Raw genomic sequence first — 21,074 nt, forward strand, 5'->3', positions numbered from 1 at the left:
TCCTGATCGAATGAACACACGAATTAGGCCGGCAGTTCCTAGTTAGGAACGGAGCGCCCAAGCCGGAGTTGTTCGAGAATGGAGAGCCTTACGAAAAAAGATCAGTTCGAGCGCTCAAAGATCAATCTGCATGCGCCCGACCAAATGAAATGCTGGGCTCATGCGCTCGGTGTCTCGAAGGAAGAGCTTCGTAAGGCGGTCGATAAAGTCGGGAATTCTGCGGCGGCCGTCCGCAAGGAGCTGGAGGCGAGCTATGATGAAAGAGCAAGAAGTCAGCTCTGAGTGTGCACGCGAAGCGCGAAGACAGGCCGCTCTTCTTCCGCCCGGCCCGATCAGAGACGCGCTGCTGGAGAAGGCTCACCAGTACGAATTGGCCTCAAAGACTGATTTGCACCGCACGCCCCGGCCGAACGCTGGGACGACCCGTACGCCGGCTACTTGGACCTGGACGAGCCACCCGATTTCATTCCGGTGCTGGACCCTGTCGTCTGACCAGGAGCATATCCCGATGCGCCGGCGCTGCCAGACTTCGAGCCCTTTGCCTGCATTTCCTGTCCGGGCGCATAACCTGAGGCGCCGGGGCTACCCTTCTTGGAGCCCCTGTCCTGCATCTCGTGGCCGGGAGATTTGCTCGAAACGCCTTGCGCGAACAAGGCGGTGCTCGAAGCCATAAGGCAGGCGGCAGAAAGTGCGATAATTGTGCGCTTCATTTTGTCCTCCAGAATGAGCCCCGGCAACCAACCGCGCGATCCGAACGACGTTCCATGAATATGGCTCATCAGATTCCAATAGACCCCAGAGGGGTCTAGGCAGCGCCGAAGCGCGGCATCGATGAACCGTAGGTGAATGCACCGTTCAGCGAGCATTGCAATGCGCGACTGATAGTCTGCTGGGTTAGCGCTCAAAACGGGAGGACCATCTTATGAAAAGGCTCTTGGCAATCGCAGTTATCGGTTGTGCTTTTTCGCTTACGCCCATGCTGTCGGCATCGGCCATGCCGATGGCAACGCCACATGCAATGGGTAGCACCGCGGGTGAAGTCATTCAGGTCAGAGGCGGCCACGGACACGGGAATGGACACGGTTGGGGTCATCATGGCGGTCGCGGCCATCACTACGGTTGGGGACGCGGCCATCATTATGGCTGGTACCGGGGCCATCACTACGGTTGGCGCCATCATCACCGCCACTGGTGGTGACTGCTTAAATCAAAGAGAGAGGTCGCAAAGTCTGCGGCCTCTCTTTATCGACTGATCGCTGTCGCCTCACGCGCCGGCCGCCCATAGCCTCATCCGGATTCATTGCCCGAGTGGCATAGGCCTGCCCGATCGGATTCGCCCATCGGAAATAATGGAATACGGACGAGCCCTTCTCCGTATGCCTATGCGCACAACAAGCACCACTTAACAGCGAGCAGTCCACGACTTAGCCGAGTTGCATACGGGCGCCCCTCCCTCCGTTGAGTAGCCGCTTGAGGTGAAAGCCAGCAAGGGGGTCATCGGCATGCACTCCGACCAGCGCGGCGAAGGCCGGCATGGCCGAAGCGTCTTCGGCCTCGAGCTTGGCAAAGGCTTGGGCGTATCGTGCGGCCGCTGGCGCCTCGAATTCCGCCGGGGCGAGCGGCTCATAGGCGCGCAACGGTTCGCTGCGCCCGCGCAGCAGAAGGTCGCCGACCGGCCGTCCCTTGAAGTCTGCCGCTGCACCCGCAACCGCAGCACTAACGCAGACCCGTGTTCCCAAAGTCTTGTTCGCTGTCTCGAGCCGTGCAGCGGTATTGATGGTATCGCCATAGGCGGTGTAATCGAAGAAGCGACTGCCGCCGAAATTGCCAACCAGGGCGGGGCCAGCGTGCACGCGGATCCGTGTGGCCCCGAAATCGACACCCTTTTCCTTCCAGCGTCCGCGGAACACCTCCGCCCATCGATCGATCGCCTGCGCGCAGGCTATAGCGCGGTTAGCGTAGTCGGCCTGCTCGCCGGGCGCGTTGAACAGCACCTGGATCGCATCGCCGATCACCTTGGCCACCGTGCCCTCATGAGCGAGACGACGTCGGTCAGGCCGCCGACATATTCATTAAGCAGCTCGGCCAGCACTTCGGGCGCGGCGGTTTCGACCAGCGAGGTGAAGCCCGTGATGTCGGTGAAGATGACGGCGACATCACGCCAGTGCACCTGCATATCGTTACCGTCGCCGCCTGCAGCAAGACGCTTGGCAAGCTCAGGCGAGAAATAGCGGGACAGCGAGGCGTGGGCGCGCTCGGCTTCGACCTGGCGGCGGCGCGCCTCGCGCAGCATGTCGATGTGACGTATCGTTTTCTGAATAGTCGTTTCCAGGTCGGCAAAATCGATCGGCTTGGTAAGGAAATCAAACGCGCCCCGGTTCATCGCCGTGCGGATGTTGCTCATGTCGCCGTAGGCGGAAACAATAATGGTCGACTTCTTTTCCTCGGCCTCCTGTAGTTTCGCCAGCAGCGATAAGCCGTCCATGCGCGGCATGTTGATGTCGGAGACGACCAAGTCGACGTCGGGATGCGCCTCGATCGACTGCAGGGCTTCAAGGCCGTCATGGGCGAAGACGAAGCTGACCTGCCCGTCGCGAATCTGACGGCGGAATTTTTGGAGGACGAGAGCCTCCAGATCCGGCTCGTCGTCGACCACTAGGATGGTAGCGGTCATGCGACCTGTCCGAGCCGCGCGTCGATCTCCTGGCGAAGCTGCCCGAAGTCGATCGGCTTGGTCAATAGGGCGTCGGCGCCGCGCTCCAATGCTGTCCTGCGGGTTTCCGCGTCACCATAGGCCGTAATCATGATCACGGGAACGTCGGGCCGTCTGGCTCGTACCTCTGGCAGCATTTCCAGCCCGCTCATTCCGGGCATGTTGATGTCCGATAGAATCAGGATCAGCGAGGGATCGCGAACGTCGGCGGCCCGCTGAAGTGCCGCCGGCGCGGAAGCGGCGAACTCCATGAGAAAGCGGCCGGCACGCAGCTCGCGCCGAAAATGCTGTCGATACAATACCTCCACGTCGGGCTCGTCGTCGACGACGAGAATGTAAACGCTCAACTCGTGCCTCCGCTATTGCCTTGCACTGCCACCACCCGCGGCAAGGTAATGACGAACTCGGTAAATGCTCCCGGCTCAGTCTCGACGGCGATCCTGCCGCCGTGCTGTTTCACGATGATGTCGTGGCTCATCGAAAGGCCGAGCCCGGTGCCTTCGCCGGCGGGCTTGGTCGTAAAGAAAGGATTGAAGATCTTCGTTCTGATCTCCTCCGCAATCCCGACGCCATTGTCGCGGATCCTAACCTCCACTTCATTTGCCATAGCTCGCGTGGTTGCGCTCAATGTCGGCTCAAAGGCATCGCCGGCAGCTTCCTTGCGCTTGTGAGCCGCATAGAAGCCATTGGAGATCAGGTTGAGCAACACCCGCATGATCTCCTGCGGGTAAAGCTCCGCCGTCCCGGCATTCGGATCGAGGTCGCGTTTGAGCGTGACGTTAAAACCGGATTTCTCCGCGCGTGCGCCGTGATAAGCAAGGTTAAGGCTTTCCTCGACAATTGCATTAATGTCGGTCGGACGACGTTCGCCCGTCCCCTCGCGCGAATGCAGCAACATGTTCTTGACGATGGAATCGGCACGTTTGCCGTGCTGGACGACCTTGTCGAGATTGCCCTTCAGCATCTGCGCAAGCTCGTCTACGTCGGTGCGGATCTTGTCATCGAGTTCCGCATTTCCGAGCAGCTCGTTGAGCTCGCCGATCAATTCGGCGGACAGCGCAGAAAAATTGTTGACAAAATTGAGTGGATTCTTGATCTCGTGTGCGATGCGCCGGCAGTGAGCTGGCCGAGGGATGCAAGCTTCTCGGTCTGCACCAGGCGGTCTTGGGCGGCGCGCAATTCATCGATGGATTTGGCCAGTTCGCGGGTGCGAGCTTGAACCTCCTCGAACAAGCGGACGTTGCCGAGCGCGATCACCGCCTGATCGGCGAAGGTCTGCAGGAGCGTGACCTGCTTGTCACTGAAAGGCAGCACCTCGGCACGGCGAAGTACGATCGCGCCAATGCTCTCACCTTCGCTTAGCATCGGCACGGCCAGAATGGTGCGGCAACCATCCTGTCGCGACATTGCTTGCGCAATAGGAAAGTCGCGGCCTTCATCGGAGAGGACGTCGTGCAAGTGTATCGGCATCCGCTCGGCAAGTGCGAGCCCCGACACGGAGGTGCGGTCGTCGGTCCACGTCTGAGTGCCCCTTCCGATCGATCCGTAATGCGCGCGAACGACGAGATCCTGACCCTCCTTCAGGACCAGCACCGAATCATAGGCCTCGCAGAGCTTACAGGCGCTCTCGACGATGGTGCGCAGGACCGGCTCAACGTCGGTCGGCGAGGAGGCGATCACCTTGAGGATGTTGGCACTTCCGGTCTGATAGGTCAGGGCCTCGGAGAGGTCGCGCGTCTTTGATTGCACTTCTTCGAACAAGCGGACGTTTTCGATGGCAATAACGGCCTGGTCGGCGAAGGTCGAGACGAGTTCGACCTGCTTGTCGGTAAAGGGCTCAACCACCTTGCGCGCCAAAAACAGGACACCGATGGGCTCTCCCGAGCGAAGAAGTGGAACGCCGAGTAGAGTGCGATATCCGGCCGCTTGCTGCATCTCCGGATAGGAGTAATCGGCATCGGCGAGGACGTCGGCGATCTGGACCGCCTTGCGCGCCAGAAGCACCCTTCCGACGAGACTACCGCGTCCCGGATGGAGACGAACGGCGTCTGCGATCTTCACCCAATCGATCGAGAACTTGTAGTTGGTTATATGGTGGTAGCCGCCGGTTTCATCCTGCCGGGTCATCGCCGCCATGTCGGCGTTGCAGAGCTGCGCGGCCGATTCGGTCAAGGTATCGAGCACGGTTTGCAGATCGAATGCCGAGCGGCTGATGACCTTAAGCACGTCGGCGGTCGCGGTCTGCTGTTTCAACGCCTCAGTAAGGCTGCGCGTCTTCGCCTGCACTTGCTCAAACAATTTGACGTTCTCGATCGCGATCACCGCTTGGTCGGCGAACGTCGCTACCAGCTCGATCTGCTTGTCCTCGAAAGACCCCACAGCGAAGCGAAACAGGTTAATGACACTGAAAGCGTGGCCCTCCCGAACGAGCGGGACGCCGAGCGCCGCCCCGAAACCCTATGAGTTCTTGTGCTCGAGGGCGATTGAAGTGTGGATCAGCGAGCACGTCCGGGACGCGAACGGGACGCCCATCGAGAATAGTCCGGCCGACGGAAGCCATGACGGATTACGCCAAAGCGCAAAAAGCGATGCACGATAATCGAAAGCGCCTAAAGGCCGAACGGCTGGCGCGGGAGCCGAAGCGGCCAACCGCACAAGAGCGGGCTCAGCGTCCCATCTGGATGATCACGGAGGCGGAGGGTGAAATGGCCCTGCACTTCCGCCGAGTCGATACTGAACTGGAGATATGGATCGCAAGCAGCGACGACTATTCATTCGTCATCAGCAACGAGAGCCGGAGTGGCCTGGATTGCATGGAGAGCCGGGCTTTGTTGCATCATATCGCCCCGACTATCTGAATGGCTCACGTATCCGGGTCTCCCTTCAGTTCGTTCGCTGAAGCCGAGCGGGCCTGCAATGCGTTCCTGGGGCGCCTCATCATTGAGGGATGACCACCGCCATCCGCCCCCTGCGCAACGGCAAGGACGACGCGATCGGTGGGCTAGGAACATTGGCCGCGTCTCCGGAGTTGCCATTGGCGTGAATAAATAAGGAGGGAAGCGATGGGACGAGGCGTTTTGCTTTGGCTTTTGGGCGTGCCAATTCCTGTGATCATCCTGCTGTGGTTGTTCTTTGGGCACTGACTTCGTATACCAACGCAGTCTGCCGGCGCAGCTAACTAGGATCCATTTCGGGCGGCACATCGAGCGATCGAATCGAGCCCTGCCTTTCAAGGCCGTGCAGTTAAACTGTCTGGATCTACACGGACGCGGCTAAGTAAATCGGCGACGAGGACCACATCAAAGTCTTCGCTTCGATCGAGGCCGCCGAGAAATGGTTCGAGGAAAACGCCCCGGAGGGCGGCGTGGCATTTGAGTAACGCTGTCCTGGAGTGAAAATGGCAAAGGCCTTACTGCTCTCATTGCAATTGCTGCATTGGCTGTTAATCGCAGGGGCGCGCTGATAGCGGTTGGCCTGATTGGCCCCTTGTGGCCGGACCAATGTCCAGGGCGAAGCAACCACAGAGCCAAGTTCCGAGTTGCGCCCCCAGTTGTGGTCGAGTAGCTCAGCCATTTGGCTTTCGCCCTCACAGATCCGGGCGGGCGGATTTCCCGCACCCGGCTCTTCCCGAGGGTAACCCGCGTCAGATCCCCGCCATTCGGTCGAGGCCTGCGGAGCCGATTTTAGCGGACGCCAATAGAGCTAGGAACTCCGTTCTCCCACGGAGAACCCCGGTAATCCATCCGCGCTATGGATTGAGAACGAATCGAGGACCCACGATATGGGCAGTCTACTTCGCAGGCAGTCGCACCGGCTCGGCGAGAAACCTGTACGTCGGCACCCGAACCGATTTCCCGCTTTCCAGCGTCGCCCCGCAGAGGGAGCATTCAAAGCTGCCGTCTCCCGGCGCTGACGCATGGCTTCTGGGTTCGCGTCAAAAGTCACCTGCCGCGCGCGATGAGCGCCTCACCCTCAAATGCCCCTCGGATTGGGGGTGTCCTATGCGCTTCTGGCGCGCGCGACACCGGAGCGGAACGTGAAATCGCTTGGTGGCCATACATAGGAATGCCGCGGTGGGAAGTCGCCCGGTCTGACCGCCAAGGCCGGCTTTTGGACCGAAGCGGCAGTTTGGATCAACGACAACAGGCCAGTTAGGAACGTGCGCGCTTGGCGCGGGTTTCAAACTTTGGTTGTTTCTGCGCGGTTTCAGGGAACATCCGTGATGGCGCTCCAGACCCGCCTTGGGAATAGACTTTTGGCGGCGTTGCCCGCAGCCGACTTCAATTTGCTTGCGCCCCATCTTCAGAAAACGTCTTTCGGGTTCGATGCTGTGCTGGTACGAACAGGAGACGAGTTCAAGCAGGTCTATTTCCCCCTCAGCGGCGCCATCTCGTTCTTAGTCGAAATGTCGGGCGGTCAGATTGTGGCGTCCACTCTCATGGGCTCAGAAGGAGCGGTCGGCGCGCTCTCCGTCCTAAGTCCCTCCCGGTCGCGATCGCCAGTCACGGCAACGGCCTATGTGGCCGGAAGCGCGCTCCATGTACCTGTTTCACAATTGCAGCATGTCTTTGAGCAAAGCGCTGCGATTAGGCGTGTTCTTCGTTTCCATTTTCGCACGCAATTGTTGCAGCTTCAGAACGTAGCAGCCTGCAACGCGGTCCATTCGGTGGAATGCCGTATGGCCCGATGGCTGCTCGACATTCACGACCGAGTTGCGGACAGCCGAATTCAATTAACGCAGGAGGCGTTAGCACAACTCCTCGGGGTGCGCCGAACGACCGTGACGCTAACGATGCGTAAACTTCGAGCGGCCGGCGGCATCATTTCAGAACAGCGACGAATGCTAGAGATCGACCGAACGCGGCTCGAGACGATTGCATGCGAGTGCTATGGCGTGATGCGAGACAGGGTCAACGGCATGTATGATGAGGAGTTGCTAATGAGCTCGCCGAATACTGCACATGCGCAGCACTGCCTTCCTCATGAAATTTAGTAGTTAGAGCGCGATGGTTGCGCGATCCGCAGTAAGCATTCGCCCAGGGCCGCGCTGAAGGACTTGCCGGAGAGCCCCTACGTGTTCGCCGAAGTGGCGGATCTGCCGGGTCAGCATCGACTATCACGTCGAGGTCGAAGCGCATTACTACAGCGTCCCGCATCGCTTCCTCCGCGCCGAGGGTCGAGGTGCGCTTCACCGCCCGCACTGTCGAGATTTTCCACAGGGGCGAGCGGATCGCCGCGCATCAGCGCATGAGCGGCAACCACAAGCACACCACCGTGCCGGAGCACATGGCGTCCAGTCATCGGCGCTACGCCGGCTGGACCATCGAGCGCATCCGCAAGGAGGCCGCCACGATCGGGCCTGCCACCGCGGCGCTGTGCAACCTGATCCTCGATGAGCGGGCACACCCCGAGCAGGGCTTCCGCGCCTGCCCCGGCATCATCCGGCTCGCCCGATCTTACGGGCAAGAGCGGCTCGGTGCCGCCGCCCTGCGGGCGATCGACATCGGCGCCCGCACCTACGGCTCGGTCAAATCGATCCTCACCAACAATCTCGATCGACGTCCTTCAACCAAGCGCTCCGCGGACAATGCGCCGATCCTTCATCCCAACATCACGCGTCCGACCCTCGACAACTCCACGCGCTCGGCCTTCATGGCATGGCCAAAGCCTTTGCCGACATCGAAGCCGGCGGCGATGCTGCAAGCCTCGGCCATGCCGAATGGCTTGCGCTCCTGCCCGAACGCGAAGCGTGGCTGCGACGCGACAAGCGGCTCTCCACGAGGCTGCAATACGCCAAGGTGCGTCAGCAGGCCTGCGTCGAGGACATCGACTATCGACCACTTCAAGTCGATTCAGCGTACTGATCGTGTGGCTGTCCATACGTACAGTTCTCAACCATCAGCCCAGCCCGCCGCAAGGCGTCTCCCCTCGGAGGCTTACGAGAAGGAAGCCCTTCGCTTCAGATCTTCCAGGGTGTGACCGGGATGCCAGCGCTCAAAATCCTCGCAGATCAGGGATTCAAGCTTAGTCCGCTCTTGTTCGCTCGTGGCGCGGGCGTCGAAAGAGACATCTCGGGGCATGGCTCATTGCATCGCCAAGAGAGAGTCGCTCGCTGACTTCTGCGGGTGGTGTGCGCATGAAGCGGTCGAGCGCATGGACAATCCGCTGCGCGGACTGACGGCCCGCTCATAGTTGCGGCTTTGAGGCATTGCTTGAAACCAACGGAGAAGGCGCCTCGCTCTTGCCTGGCTGCTCGATCTGCGGAATGGCACGGTCGTTATCGGTCCCATGCGCGAAGAGCAGCACGATATGTCGTGCCGCGCAAATGGCTCCTGCCGCGGCCATGCTATTCGCGGTCATCAGACAAAGAATGAATGGCGTTAGCATCGTACAGTCAAGCGCCTGAGCCGAAAGTGTGTTTACCGTTCCTTCGAATGTTGTATGGACTTTTCAGACAGGCTCCTCCTGTCAGCATCGCGGACTGTACCTTTTCAAATGACCGTTGCTCGATTTGGCGGACACGCTCGCGCGATATTTCGTACTCTAAGGCAAGCGCTTCGAGCTTCGGGGGATCTTCACTCAAATAGCGCGCTGTGAAGATATGCCTTTCGCGGGGGCTTAGCTTCTCAATGGCTGCTGTCAGAGCTTGCCGCCGTTGAGCCAGTTCCTGGTCCTCGGCCAACGTCACGTCGTGAGTAGGCGCCGGATCTACCAGCCGTTCGAGGGCATCTCCGACGTCGCCGGCATCCTTGTGACGTAAATTCAGGGACAGGTCGCCACGCAGGCGACGGTCCATATTCACGACTTCACGTTCGGGTACCTTGAGCTGAGCGGCGATCGTCTTGACCTGTTCTGGCCTCAGATCCCCGTCCTCCAAGGCGGAGATCGCACTCTTCGATTGCCTCAGTTTGAAGAATAACTTCTTCTGGGCAGCGTCCGCCGTGATCTTCACCAGCGACCAGGAGCGAAGAACAAAATCCTGGATCGTTGCCTTGATCCACCACATGGCATAGGTGGAAAGGCGGATGCCCCGCTCCGGATCGAATCGCCGCACGGCCTGCATCAGGCCGACATTGCCCTCGGAAATGATATCGGCAATGGGTAGCCCATAACCTCGATATCGCATGGCGATTTTCGCAACGAGACGCAGGTGGCTTGTCACCAGGCGATAAGCCGCTTCACGATCGCCGCGGTTTCGCCATCGCCGACCAAGAGTGGTCTCTTCTTCCCGAGTGAGGATCGGAAATTGTCTAATTTCCGTTAAATACTTCGTCAGCCCGGTGCCGAGCGACGGCAATTTCTGAGAAACAGCTTGAGACATTTCCCCCTCGCAGCGCTCAACAAATTCCCACCTCTGCCGCGCTCTCGTCAGGGTGGCGGCAGAGCAACGAAAGCATCGGTCTACAGAGCGGGACTATCGTCCGCCTCATGGCTGCCAAAACGTCGGCCTTTTCGGTTGGAGCCATTGGTCCTTCGATCCGAATCGGACTCCAGAAGGCGCAGGGCATCCACGATGTCGTCGAAGCTCACAGCTCCATCGATTGTCCGGTTCAATTCTGGATCGTCTTTCAAGGCGCAAGCATCCGCGGCCCAAAGCGATAGAATGGCCCGTTTCTCGTACGAGGTGAGGTCGCAATCATCGACAACGTACATCGGATGAGCAAACGCCTCGGCTGGATGCAGCAGCCGAGCCATCTCCAAGTTCATTGTTCGTCGGCGATCCGTCTGCAGCGAGAGGCGATCGGGAAACGTCTTGTGCAAAAGGGCCTCCACGGAATGCTGCTCTTCGCTCATCCGGCGTGCGATATACGCTCGCTCTAGGTCCGACAGCCGCGTCGCGAGCAGCCTGCGGTAGCGCCGAATATTGGCGCGATGGGCACGCAGGCGTTCAAGATTTCCCTTGATCATCACTCGTCCCCTTCCGGCTCAGGCGGCCAAGGCACGTTCGGTTGAGCGCAACCGACAAGGCTTTCCACCCGGAGGATTCCGGGGTCCGCCGTCGAGTTCGCACAGGGCCTCGAGGATTTCGTCGATCGATACGGGCTTCTTCAGTCCGGCGGGCGAGCGGAGCGACGGGCATGCTATCGCCGATGCGTCGGACGCCCAGGATGCCAGAATTGCCCGCTTCTCGGCCGTCGTCAGGCCGGCATGGCACACGACATCCCTGGGATGTTCGAAAGCGGTGCCGGGATGCAGGAGCGCGTTGAAGTCAAACACGTTGTCGTCAGCGGTCGTCGGCCGCATGGTATCCTCCTTTGCATTGACGACGAGCGGCAGCCGCGCGAAGCCTCGCGCGGCGCCGGTCGGAGCCTGCTTAGGCTGCCTTAGCTTCCAATTTCTGGACATTGTCGGCCGATACGCCGTTGATTGCGATACGGCGCGGCTTCATGGCTTCCGGGATTTCCCGGACCAGCTCAATTTTGAGCAAGCCGTTGTCGAATGCGGCGCTCTTGACCTGAACGTAATCCGCCAGGTTAAACTGCCGCTTGAAGCTGCGGGTGGAGATGCCGCGGTAGAGAAAATCGCGCTCAGCCTTCTCCGACTTGCTGCCCTCAATGGTGATCACGTTCTGTTCGGCCGTGATCGCGATCTCGTTGGGCGCAAAACCTGCAACCGCCAACGAAATCTGGTAGCGGTCCTCAGACAGCCGTTCGATATTGTAGGGCGGATAGTTGTCCTCGCCGGCCCGCTGGGCCATTTCCGCGAGGTCAAAAAGGCGATCGAAGCCAATGGTCGAACGCCAAAGGGGCGAGAAATCATAAGTGCGCATAGCCAAATCCTCCAAAGAGCAAGATGGTTACGAGCGGCACCGGACACGACCGGTGCCCGTCTCAACGGCCGGACCCATGAGGCGCCCGGAAACCACCGTTCGGTGGCGACAAAAAAAATTAGCAAAGTCGTTTTTGGTTTCAAGAGGGGGCCAAAAATTTTTTAGGGCTTTGGTCCTCGGTAACCTGACCTGACGTCCGTTTCGTTAACAAGGGCCAAAGCGAGTTATGCACGGGCCCGCAATTCGGCAACGCGGTTGAGGCGCAGGTTCGCCGTCCTCGAGTGCCAGGGAAGCTGCGTGACCCATAGACGGGCCGCGCGTGAAGCATTAGCTCACCCGGGGGGCAGTCCCCTCGAGGTCGGACGGAAGACGAAGGACATGGGGTTCATTGCTGTCTGGCAACAGCAGCGTGTCCATCTTGAACAGCGGCGGGCTCGGTTTCCAGCTCATCCACTGCATCGAATCCAGATAGGGGATGGGCGGAAGCGGCAGAAGGTGGTTCGCGCGCTCGGGGATCTGTTTTGACGGACCGTCCAGGCCCCAGGCACCCGCCGGGAGCAGCATTGCCGCATAAGCGAACGCGCCCGCAATCATCATTCGGGCCCGGCGGTCTGAAGTCTCAGCACGAGCGGAAAGGGTATCATTTCTTGTCATCTCATCCTCCTAATTTCGGCAAGCTGATCCAAGCGATGGTCGGAAGGCTGAGGGCGAACATGAGCCAATGCATCACAGCCGCCCCGCCGTTGGGTGGTGGAGATTGTGTGCGCCTGCTCATCTGAAGCTCCTTGGTACTATCGTTGCTTTCTCGTGGTGGATCGGATGAGCCCGGCCGTCGCCGGCCGGGCTCAGGGTTGATCAGAAGTCCATGGACTGCGCGGCAGGCGCCGTCTCCGCCTTCTTCGGCTTGTCGGCCACCAGTGCCTCCGTCGTGATGAGCAAGGCGGCGACTGAAGCCGCGTCCTGCAGCGCGGTGCGGACGACCTTGGCAGGATCGATCACGCCCGCTTTGACCATGTCCTGGTACTCTCCCGTAGCTGCGTTGAAGCCCCAATTGTAGTCGGCGTTCTCGAGCAGCTTGCCGACGACGAGCGAGCCGTCTTCACCGGCGTTCTGGACGATCTGCCGGGCAGGAACCTGGATGGCGCGACGCACGATATCGATGCCGGCCTTCTGATCTGCATTAGAAGCTTTGAGACCATCGAGCGCCTTCAACGCGCGCAGAAGCGCCACGCCGCCTCCGGGCAGGATACCCTCCTCGACCGCGGCGCGCGTTGCGTGCATTGCATCGTCGACGCGATCCTTTTTCTCTTTGACTTCGACCTCGGTGGCACCGCCGACGCGGATTACGGCGACGCCGCCAGCGAGTTTCGCCAAACGCTCCTGCAGCTTCTCCCGATCGTAGTCGGAGGTGGTCTCCTCGATCTGCGCCTTGATTTGGGTGACGCGGGCCTCGATGTCCTTCTTGGCGCCTGCGCCGTTGACGATGGTCGTGTTCTCCTTGTCGATGACGACCTTCTTGGCGCGCCCGAGCATGTTGAGGGTTACGTTCTCGAGCTTGATTCCGAGATCCTCCGATATCGCCGTTCCGCCGCTGAGAATCGCAATGTCCTCGAGCATGGCCTTGCGGCGGTCGCCGAACCCGGGCGCCTTGACGGCTGCCACTTTCAAGCCACCGCGCAGCCGATTGACGACAAGAGTCGCGAGTGCTTCGCCCTCGACGTCCTCGGCGACGATGAGCAGTGGCTTGCCCGACTGCACCACCGCCTCCAGCAGCGGCAGCATGGTCTGGAGCCCGGAGAGCTTTTTCTCGTGGATCAAGATGTAGGGATCCTCGAGCTCGACCCGCATCTTCTCTGCGTTGGTCACGAAGTAGGGCGAGACATAACCGCGATCGAACTGCATGCCTTCGACCACTTCGAGCTCGGAATCGAGGCCCTTGGCTTCCTCGACGGTAATCACGCCCTCATTGCCGACCTTCTGCATGGCATCGGCAAGGAAACGGCCGATCTCGGTGTCGCCGTTGGCGGAAATGGTGCCGATCTGCGCGATTTCCTCGTTTGAGGTGACCTTCTTGGCATGCGCCTGCAGGTCCTTGACGATGGCTTCGACCGCTAGATCGATGCCGCGCTTGAGGTCCATCGGGTTCATGCCGGCGGCGACCGATTTTGCGCCTTCCTTGACGATGGCTTGGGCTAGCACGGTCGCCGTCGTGGTGCCGTCACCGGCGAGATCGTTTGTCTTCGAGGCGACTTCGCGCACCATCTGTGCACCCGTATTCTCGAACTTGTCTTCGAGCTCGATTTCCTTGGCAACAGTGACGCCATCCTTGGTGATGCGCGGGGCGCCGAAGGATTTCTCGATGACGACGTTGCGTCCCTTGGGACCAAGCGTCACCTTGACCGCATTGGCGAGCGTATCGACGCCGCGCAGCATCCGCTCGCGGGCCTCAGTTGAGAATTTCACGTCTTTGGCAGCCATATTATCTGCTCCTTTCTCGAATGACTGTCAGCTTCCAGCTTGCTCAGGCGGCCCTCTTGAGCGAGGCGGCCTTGTCGACCACGCCCAGAAGATCGCTTTCCTTCATGATGAGGTAGTCCTGGCCGTCGATTTTCACTTCGTTGCCGGACCACTTACCGAAAAGCACGCGGTCGCCGGGATCAACGTCGAGGGGCACCAATTGCCCTTGCTCATTCCGACCGCCAGGGCCCGCGGCGACGATTTCACCCTCCTGCGGTTTCTCCTTTGCGGTGTCGGGAATGATGATGCCGCCAGCAGTCTTTTCTTCGGCATCAATGCGGCGCACGAGCACGCGGTCGTGCAATGGACGGAAATGCATGCACATCCTCCTGATTAGGTCAGCGATGTCAAAAATCCGGGTCCGGGAACCGGGCCCCGGGCGGAAGCGACTTAGGTAACGCACAAAATCCGTTCAAGAGCTTCTACGAAAATTTTGGCGCCTCATCCGAACGATGCACTGAAGGCTCTTGAACAGTCGACTTGAGCCAACCAGTTAATCGCCGCCACCGCCCCGGAGGACGGGGCGATAAACGCGGTGTGCTGCCGGAGAGAAACGATGCGATACTTGCGTGGGCTTGCGCGACTCGGGCTCGGCTCGACGCTGGTGTTAACCCTTTCCGGACCGCCAGTTCTCGCCCAAATTCCAGAGATCAACATCGGCCGCGTGCCAACCCTTGCGCCGTTGGTCAAGGAGGTGACGCCGAGCGTCGTCAACATCTCGGTGCAGGGACGCGTGCGTGAGGACAATCCGCTGTACCAGGATCCCTTTTTTCGGGAGTTCTTCGACGTTCCGAAACAGCTGGAGAAGGAAATCAACGCCGCCGGATCGGGCGTGATTGTCGACGCCCAGCGCGGCTATGTGTTGACAGCAAACCACGTTGTTGCCAACGCGACCGCAGTGCAGATCAGAACCAAGGATGGCCGAAAGTTTGCCGGTCGCGTGGTCGGCCGCGATGCGCCGACCGATATCGCACTACTACAGGTCAAGGAGCCAGTCGGGCTGAGGGCCATCGCGCTGGGCGACAGCGACGCGCTTCAGGTCGGCGACTTCGTCATCGCGGTGGGTAATCCCTTCGGCCTGGGCCAGACCGTCACGTCAGGCCTTGTCAGCGCGCTCGGGCGCACCGGCCTTGGCAAGCACGGCTATGAAGACTTCATCCAGACTGATGCTGCGATCAATCCCGGCAACTCCGGTGGCGGCTTGATCAATCTGCGCGGCGAACTCGTTGGCATCAACACGGCGATCATCTCTCCGGGAGGAGGCAATGTGGGAATTGGCTTCGCGGTACCCATCAACATGGCCCGCAAGGTGATGGAGCAGCTCGCGCAGACAGGGCGGGTCGAGCGTGGCCGCATCGGCGTTGCGCTGGAGGATCTCGAGACGCCCGCTGCGGGTGTGACGCAGGGGGCCCGTATCAAGGAGGTCAGTCCCGGCTCGCCCGCAGAGCGCGCGGGCCTTCGCCGCGGCGACATCATTCTGAAGGCCAACGACATCCCGATCCGCAGCGCCACGCAAATGCGCAACCTCATCGGGCTGACCGCGGTCGGTCAGCAAGTTCGGCTGACTATTGAACGAGAGCGCGCTCTAGAGAGCGCCACGGTCGAAGTCGCACCGTTGGCCGAGCCGAAGCCGAGAGGGCGCGGGCCGGGGTGAAGAATGTTTGCATATGACCGATTCCGTCGAAAAAGGCTGGCAGTATTTCGTTGTAATAGCTCCGTCGCGACGTGGCCGAACTGCTCTACCGACCCTATGCGAGCCTCGGGGTGGGCATCGGGATCAACTGGCCATCTTTCGAAGGTTTTGGGCGGTGGCCGCGAGGATGAACTCGTCGCGCGCGCCGTTTGGACCTCGTAAACGCAAACGGTCGAGCTTGAGAATGCGCTTGAGGTGCGCCAACAAGCGGAGCCGGCGCGAGGTGCCTCCCTCCCACGATCTCGCGATGTGGCGCGCCATGTCGCGAGCGCCCTCGTAGATCGAGCGCGGCACTCTCCGTGAGGCCTGCTTGGGGCAACACCGAGCCTTCAATGTGCATCGATCACAATCGCGCTTGCTGGCGAGGTAAAGCATGGTGGCACCATCATTCACCAACGTTCTGTCGTGGTAAGAAATTTGCCGCCAGGGCAACGATAGATGTCCCCAGCATGGTCGTAGGTGAAGTCGTCGCGCGAGAAGATCCCGCCTGTGCGGGCCGACTTGTCGAAGACTGTAACGTGCGGCTCGATGCCATGCTCATAGACCAGCCAGGCGAGCATCTCGGCCGAGCCATCGCCACTGTCGCCGAGGAGCCGGCTCGGATAGAGATCAAACCGCTCCAGCGACCGCTCAATTATGCGCTTAGCGGTCAATACCTCCGCCTGCCGGATTGCCGTCGTTGGCCAAGTCCCTTATCGCCTTCGATCGCCTTCTGCCGATTTGCATCGGCCTTGACTAGGCTCGCATCGACTGCAAATCCTTCGCCGCCGACCAGTCGTTCCTCGATGCAGCGGCGCAGCACGCTCTCGAACACGCGACGGAAGAGGTCGCTCTGCCGGAAGCGCCTATGCCTGTTCTTGGAGAATGTCGAATGATCTGGCACCGCCCATCCAGACCGAGCCGGCAAAACCACCGGTAGGCCAAATTGAGGTGAACCTGATCGCACAGGCGCCGCTCCGATCGGATACCGAACAGTAACCGATCAGGAGCATGCGGATGATCAGCGATCGAAGGCCGACCGATGCTGCTGTAGAAAAGCGCCAGGTCCCGCCGGACCTGTTCAAGATCGACAAACCTGTCAATCAACCACAGCAAGTGATCAGTCGGGATATGTCTTTCGAGCGATAACTCATAGAACAACGCGGCCTGTTCGACTTTCCGATGCTCTATCATGATCTTCAGTCCTGCCAACTAGACAGACTGAATCACCGATATCTCTGCGTCGCAACAGCCGCCATTTTCAACAGAGTCGGCCATAAGCAAAAGTTGTAGCGGCGAGAGCAGCGAAGCTCGATTGGCATCTCACGTCGGAACGGCGATTTCGCAAACCAGCCCTTCCGCGCGCCAGTCAAAGAGCACCTTCCCGCCAAGTGGATTGATCGTCCCTTCGATGAGCCGACTACCAAATCCCTTGCGTTGGGGCGCCTTTACCCTCGGTCCGCCCAGTTCGGTCCAGCGGAGCACCAGCTGCCCATCCTCGGCGCGCGACCAGGCCAATTCTATCCGGCCTCTTGTGTTGGATAGCGCTCCATACTTGATAGCATTGGTTGCTAACTCATGCAGGACAACAGCAATCGCCTGCGCAGCGATGGGTTCTAACACCGTCTGCAGCCCCTCCATCACAATCCGCTTCTGGTGACTCTCTTCGAGGTAAGGGGCAAACTCCTGCTTGGCGATCGCCGAGACTTCGGCTCCTATCCACCGCGTTTCAACAAACAGCGAGTGAACATTTGCCATCGCTTGGATGCGCCCGCTGATCACTTCCTTGAGGCCCTCGGAGGTGTCGGACTGAGAAAGGTTGATAATTGCCTGTACGTTAGAAAGGATGTTCTTGCTTCGATGCTCCGCCTCGCGAGCCAGAATGCTAATCTGCTCCTGAGTTCGCTTCTGCTGGGTAATATCTCTAGCAATTTTTGATGCGCCGACGATGTTGCCGTGGGCGTCTTTGACAGGAGAAACAGTTAGCGAAACGATGATTGAGCTACCATCCCGACGTCGCCGGACCGTCTCGAAATGGTCGATGCGCTCACCTCGTCGGATGCGGGTTAAAATCTCCCGTTCTTCGCTGAGCCGGTCTTGTGGAATCACGAGTGTAATGGGCTGACCAATAGCCTCCGTGGCCGAGTAACCGAAAATGCGCTCGGCCGCCTTGTTCCAACTCGTAACAATGCCATCTAGATTCTTGCTCACAATAGCATCGTCGCTGGACTCGACGATGGAGGCCAGAAGATTGGCCAATCGCTCGGCGCGCTCCAGAGCCCGCTCGCTGGCCAACGGCTTGAGTTGAAATCCCGACTCGTTTTTAGGCCCCAATGGCCGCTCCCCGAAACTCAGATGCTGCACCGCCGTTGGTGCCCAATCATAACATCAAACGCAAAGAGCTGCGATGTTTCAAGCTGGGTCAAAAGTCGCCCTTGGCGGTCAGACCGGGCGACTTCCGCTTTATGACCACAAGCCAACGTTTATGAGTACACATACGCGTCGGCTCTCGGTAAAACGGCAAATTGCCAAACGCTGGTGTCTTTAACGCTTGCGCGCGGCGAAGTGCCAGTGATGGTCGCGTTACGTCTCTTTCTGCCAGACAGTTGGACAAGCGACGTATCTCGTATGAAGCGCGCTCGCATGCCAGGGAGGCGGGAGGGATCGAACCTCCGAATGGCGGAATCAGAATCCGCCGCGGTCAACGCCGTTCTAGACTTGCAGGCGCCTCCGATTGGATTCCCGCCCTCGGACCTCAGGGGGCAATCTGATAGCCAGCTTAGTTTAGTGACGTCTTCTGAAGATAATCAGTTTTTGGTCTGATTCTGGCTCTGCAGAATGTGTATTTCGGCGCGCGCCAAGTGGCGACGAAGTGCGGCAATTGCTTGAAGATTCACCTCGAAGGCGACGGGGCCCATCTCCTTGGTCTCCAGTCGAATGGCAGCATGTCCGTCGGAACGCAACATCGTCTCCGAACCAGTCACATTCAGGATCACAAGGTTTCGGTCCATTTTCCCTCCCATCGAACCCGTCTCCTCACGAGGACGCTTCCTCGTTGCCTAGACGAGGCAGTGCTACCGTCGGCTTGGCTTCGGCGTAAGCAGACTCTATTTCACCTCGCTTCTTTCATTTTAGCATGAAATCGCCGTTCCGTTCCGCCAACAGATTATGCGGCTCCGCCGCACAGCGCTGGATCGCGTCGGCTCTTGAGAAAATCCCGCTATTCGTCGTTAACAGGAAATTCGTCTTAATTGATCGGCATCTACACCGCGTTGGGCAGCTAGTAAATGCGGTGAAAGCGCAAGGTTAGTGGATCATGAACAAGCGGATGGGGACGGACGGCGGTCTGTCGCGGTTTCAGCCCGACGGGGAATTGACGATTTGGGGGCAGCAGCCGGGCTTTGATGTCCGGCATCGGCGCGAAATCGCGAAAGGGCTGAGTGGCCTTTGATCCTGCGAGATTGCTGGCGGCGCTAATCCGCTCAAATAGCGCTCGCGAAAGTGGCGACAGTGGTCAATGCCTTCACTTGCATACTGAACCGTGCGGTCGTGATATTGGCGTTTGTCGTGTTCGCGGCCTGATCAAAGTCGAGCGAGGGTGACGCATTGCCGATCTGACTGAATGCTATCCATTACACGGCGACTTGCCCGCAAACAGCCCGATGGCATGCGCAGGCGAATTGCGGACGAAGCGCCGAAATGGCGCGACATCATCGCAAAGGCGGAGATCAAGGCGGTCTGAGCAGATCAACATTGCGCGACACGCACAGCGTGTGATCTTGCGAGCACTAGCCAGCATCCGTAGGCTCCCTGTCCATAACAAAACACCAGGGAGGCGATCGTCATGACCACAAGGCGGGATTTCCTGAAAGCGGGAGCAACGGCGACGGCAGGCATCGTGTTCTGCGGCTGCGGGCTCGTCCACAACGCGAATGCGCAGCAATCGCGCCAGCAGTTGCCAATCACGATCAACGGCAAACGTGTCAAGACCATCGACATTCACTCGCATTGCCATTTCCGCGAGGCCGGAGCCCTGCTCGGCGCCGACGCCGGAAAGCTGCAACTGCCGCCGGTCAACGGCGCCAGCGAGGCCTTCATCGAGATCGACAAGCGGCTGGCTGCGATGGACGCGCAGGCCGTCGACATGGAGGTGCTTTCGATCAATCCGTTCTGGTACGACCGCGACCGGGACCTTGCCGCGCAGATCGTGAAAATTCAGAATGAAAAGCTCGCCGAACTTTGTGCCTCAAAGCCCGACCGGTTCGCGGCTTTCGCCTCGCTGACGCTGCAGGCACCGGACCTTGCGGTGCAGGAGCTGGAGACCGCGGTGAAGAAGCAGGGGCTGAAGGGCGCGGCGATCGGCGGTGTCGTCGATGGCGACGAATTCTCAAATCCGAAGTTTCATCCAATATGGGCCAAGGCCGAGGAACTCGGCGTCCCCCTGTTCATCCATCCGCAGGGCGTGCCCGAGCTCACCAAGCGGCTCTCCGGCAATGGGTGGCTTGGCAATACGATCGGCAATCCGCTCGAGACCACGATCGCACTCTCCCATTTGATCTTCGAGGGCACGCTCGATCGCTTCCCGGGGCTGAGAATCATCGCCGCACATGGCGGCGGTTATCTCGGCTCGTACGCCGACCGCTCGGACCATGCCTGTCTGGTTGGACCCAAGGGATGCAATCCGGAGATCAAGCTCCAGAAGGTGCCGGCGGAGTATCTCAAACAGATTTACTTCGACTCTCTGATCTTCACGCCTGAGGCGATCAGGCACCTCGCCGCCCAGGTTGGCGCCGGCCAGATCGTGCTGGGAAGCGACTATCCCTATCCATGGCAACTGGCACCGGTCGACCACATCTTCGCCTCGTCGTCGCTGAGCGACGATGACAAGGCCAATATTCTCGGGCGGACCGCAGCAAAGCTGCTTGGCGTAGCCGCGTGAAGACGCCTTGCTGCTGGACAGGCAGCTGTCGTCGCGCCGTGCCGCGCGACGACGGCGTCAACAATCAGTAGACCTTCACCGTCCGGATCTTGCTGCCCGGCCGAACCGTTGGTGCCACCTGCGCGATATTGGGTATCGGATCAGTGTAGACGGCATCGGTTCCGACGAACTCCGCTTGCGCCGCGTCCGATATCCATCTGACCACCGCCGGATGACTGACCAGCATCCCGATCAACGCAACGACGACGAGCAACGGCAACGCGACAAGCTTGATGCTGAAGCTCTGGTAATTGTGCTGTGGGTCCTGCCCTCGCTTGTCGAAAGAGTTCTGCATGGATTCGTCCATATTGTGCTCCCGTGACGCGTCACTTACCGCAGCGCACGCAAGGCCGATGTGAATGGCTTCACAGGCCTTGTTCAGCTCACCGTTTCGTGAAATGCGCGACCGACCGGGCAGCCGGCG

The 21,074-nt window shown here is 59.8% G+C and carries 18 protein-coding genes, 1 tRNA gene and 5 pseudogenes; 8 read left to right on the forward strand and 16 right to left on the reverse strand.

The features are described 5' to 3' along the window. Positions 1-78: 78 nt before the first annotated feature. The gene (locus XI02_RS30390; RefSeq protein ID WP_018272783.1) at positions 79-282 is read left to right on the forward strand and encodes a DUF3606 domain-containing protein; all 204 of its coding nucleotides are present in this window, start codon (positions 79-81) and stop codon (positions 280-282) included. Positions 283-1,424: 1,142 nt separating this feature from the next. Here the strand turns inward: XI02_RS30390 and XI02_RS30395 are convergent. The 3 genes and pseudogenes from XI02_RS30395 to XI02_RS46485 form a co-directional block, all read right to left on the reverse strand. Beyond that, positions 1,425-2,674: pseudogene (locus XI02_RS30395) on the reverse strand (adenylate/guanylate cyclase domain-containing protein). Further along, positions 2,671-3,060 carry a response regulator gene (locus XI02_RS30400; RefSeq protein WP_018272786.1) on the reverse strand — a complete coding sequence of 130 codons (390 nt, stop codon included), beginning with the start codon at positions 3,058-3,060 and terminating at the stop codon, positions 2,671-2,673. The pseudogene XI02_RS30395 and the gene XI02_RS30400 overlap by 4 nt, the downstream one beginning before the upstream one ends. Then, positions 3,057-5,113, reverse strand: a pseudogene (locus XI02_RS46485) (GAF domain-containing protein). Before XI02_RS46485 ends, XI02_RS30400 begins: the two are co-directional and overlap by 4 nt. 158 nt (positions 5,114-5,271) lie before the next feature. On the opposite strand from XI02_RS46485, the gene XI02_RS45530 reads away from it, so the two are divergent. Continuing rightward, positions 5,272-5,571, forward strand: a complete 300-nt coding sequence (locus XI02_RS45530) for a hypothetical protein (protein WP_244981181.1) — start codon at positions 5,272-5,274, stop codon at positions 5,569-5,571. 400 nt (positions 5,572-5,971) lie between these two features. Here XI02_RS45530 and XI02_RS30415 read toward each other — a convergent pair whose 3' ends face one another. After that, positions 5,972-6,286: a hypothetical protein gene (locus tag XI02_RS30415; protein ID WP_172647551.1), complete on the reverse strand. Its 315-nt coding sequence runs from the start codon at positions 6,284-6,286 to the stop codon at positions 5,972-5,974. A gap of 649 nt (positions 6,287-6,935) precedes the next feature. Between XI02_RS30415 and XI02_RS30420 the strand changes: the two genes are divergently transcribed. The 3 genes and pseudogenes from XI02_RS30420 to XI02_RS45535 all read left to right on the forward strand — a co-directional run bounded on the left by XI02_RS30420 (position 6,936) and on the right by XI02_RS45535 (position 8,577). After that, entirely contained in the window at positions 6,936-7,706 is a 771-nt protein-coding gene (locus XI02_RS30420) for a Crp/Fnr family transcriptional regulator (protein ID WP_018272789.1), read from the forward strand. A 51-nt stretch (positions 7,707-7,757) separates the two neighbouring features. After that, positions 7,758-8,335: pseudogene (locus XI02_RS30425) on the forward strand (IS21 family transposase); the annotation flags it as partial. A 35-nt stretch (positions 8,336-8,370) separates the two neighbouring features. After that, positions 8,371-8,577, forward strand: a complete 207-nt coding sequence (locus XI02_RS45535; RefSeq protein ID WP_018272791.1) for an ATP-binding protein — start codon at positions 8,371-8,373, stop codon at positions 8,575-8,577. Between the two features lie 530 nt (positions 8,578-9,107). Here the strand turns inward: XI02_RS45535 and rpoH are convergent. From rpoH to groES, 7 genes are all read right to left on the reverse strand, one after another. Further along, positions 9,108-10,034 (reverse strand): RNA polymerase sigma factor RpoH, encoded by a 927-nt coding sequence (gene rpoH / locus XI02_RS30430; RefSeq protein WP_018272792.1) that lies wholly within the window; start codon positions 10,032-10,034, stop codon positions 9,108-9,110. 80 nt (positions 10,035-10,114) lie between these two features. After that, on the reverse strand, positions 10,115-10,621 hold the full coding sequence (locus tag XI02_RS30435; protein WP_018272793.1) for a hypothetical protein: 507 nt from the start codon (positions 10,619-10,621) through the stop codon (positions 10,115-10,117). An 18-nt stretch (positions 10,622-10,639) separates the two neighbouring features. Beyond that, positions 10,640-10,957: a hypothetical protein gene (locus XI02_RS30440; protein WP_018272794.1), complete on the reverse strand. Its 318-nt coding sequence runs from the start codon at positions 10,955-10,957 to the stop codon at positions 10,640-10,642. A 70-nt stretch (positions 10,958-11,027) separates the two neighbouring features. After that, complete coding sequence (locus XI02_RS30445; RefSeq protein ID WP_018272795.1) at positions 11,028-11,483, reverse strand: Hsp20 family protein; 456 nt, start codon at positions 11,481-11,483, stop codon at positions 11,028-11,030. Between the two features lie 327 nt (positions 11,484-11,810). After that, on the reverse strand, positions 11,811-12,137 hold the full coding sequence (locus XI02_RS30450) for a hypothetical protein (RefSeq protein ID WP_026193071.1): 327 nt from the start codon (positions 12,135-12,137) through the stop codon (positions 11,811-11,813). 201 nt (positions 12,138-12,338) lie between these two features. Next, complete coding sequence (gene groL / locus XI02_RS30455; protein WP_018272797.1) at positions 12,339-13,961, reverse strand: chaperonin GroEL; 1,623 nt, start codon at positions 13,959-13,961, stop codon at positions 12,339-12,341. Positions 13,962-14,004: 43 nt separating this feature from the next. Beyond that, entirely contained in the window at positions 14,005-14,319 is a 315-nt protein-coding gene (gene groES, locus XI02_RS30460) for a co-chaperone GroES (protein ID WP_016844150.1), read from the reverse strand. A 237-nt stretch (positions 14,320-14,556) separates the two neighbouring features. Between groES and XI02_RS30465 the strand changes: the two genes are divergently transcribed. Continuing rightward, positions 14,557-15,654: a trypsin-like peptidase domain-containing protein gene (locus XI02_RS30465; protein ID WP_172647550.1), complete on the forward strand. Its 1,098-nt coding sequence runs from the start codon at positions 14,557-14,559 to the stop codon at positions 15,652-15,654. 123 nt (positions 15,655-15,777) lie between these two features. On the opposite strand, the pseudogene XI02_RS30470 reads toward XI02_RS30465, so the two are convergent. Next, positions 15,778-16,866 (reverse strand): annotated as a pseudogene (locus tag XI02_RS30470) (transposase). 129 nt (positions 16,867-16,995) lie between these two features. Next, a complete protein-coding gene (locus tag XI02_RS30475; protein WP_085970550.1) occupies positions 16,996-18,006 on the reverse strand; it encodes a PAS domain S-box protein in 1,011 nt (336 codons plus the stop codon). A gap of 162 nt (positions 18,007-18,168) precedes the next feature. Between XI02_RS30475 and XI02_RS30480 the strand changes: the two are divergent. Continuing rightward, positions 18,169-18,321, forward strand: a pseudogene (locus XI02_RS30480) (transposase); the annotation flags it as partial. Here XI02_RS30480 and XI02_RS30485 read toward each other — a convergent pair. Both XI02_RS30485 and XI02_RS30490 read right to left on the reverse strand, forming a co-directional pair. Beyond that, a tRNA-OTHER gene (locus XI02_RS30485) sits at positions 18,322-18,404 on the reverse strand. It abuts the pseudogene before it with no gap. Between the two features lie 75 nt (positions 18,405-18,479). Next, complete coding sequence (locus XI02_RS30490; RefSeq protein WP_016843872.1) at positions 18,480-18,683, reverse strand: hypothetical protein; 204 nt, start codon at positions 18,681-18,683, stop codon at positions 18,480-18,482. An 833-nt stretch (positions 18,684-19,516) separates the two neighbouring features. Between XI02_RS30490 and XI02_RS30495 the strand changes: the two genes are divergently transcribed. After that, a complete protein-coding gene (locus XI02_RS30495) occupies positions 19,517-20,611 on the forward strand; it encodes an amidohydrolase family protein (RefSeq protein WP_172647549.1) in 1,095 nt (364 codons plus the stop codon). A gap of 64 nt (positions 20,612-20,675) precedes the next feature. On the opposite strand, the gene XI02_RS30500 is transcribed toward XI02_RS30495, so the two are convergent. Further along, positions 20,676-20,957 carry a hypothetical protein gene (locus XI02_RS30500; RefSeq protein ID WP_172647548.1) on the reverse strand — a complete coding sequence of 94 codons (282 nt, stop codon included), beginning with the start codon at positions 20,955-20,957 and terminating at the stop codon, positions 20,676-20,678. Positions 20,958-21,074 lie beyond the last annotated feature (117 nt).

This window comes from Bradyrhizobium sp. CCBAU 21365 (genome assembly GCF_015291305.1).
Classification (GTDB): domain Bacteria; phylum Pseudomonadota; class Alphaproteobacteria; order Rhizobiales; family Xanthobacteraceae; genus Bradyrhizobium; species Bradyrhizobium elkanii.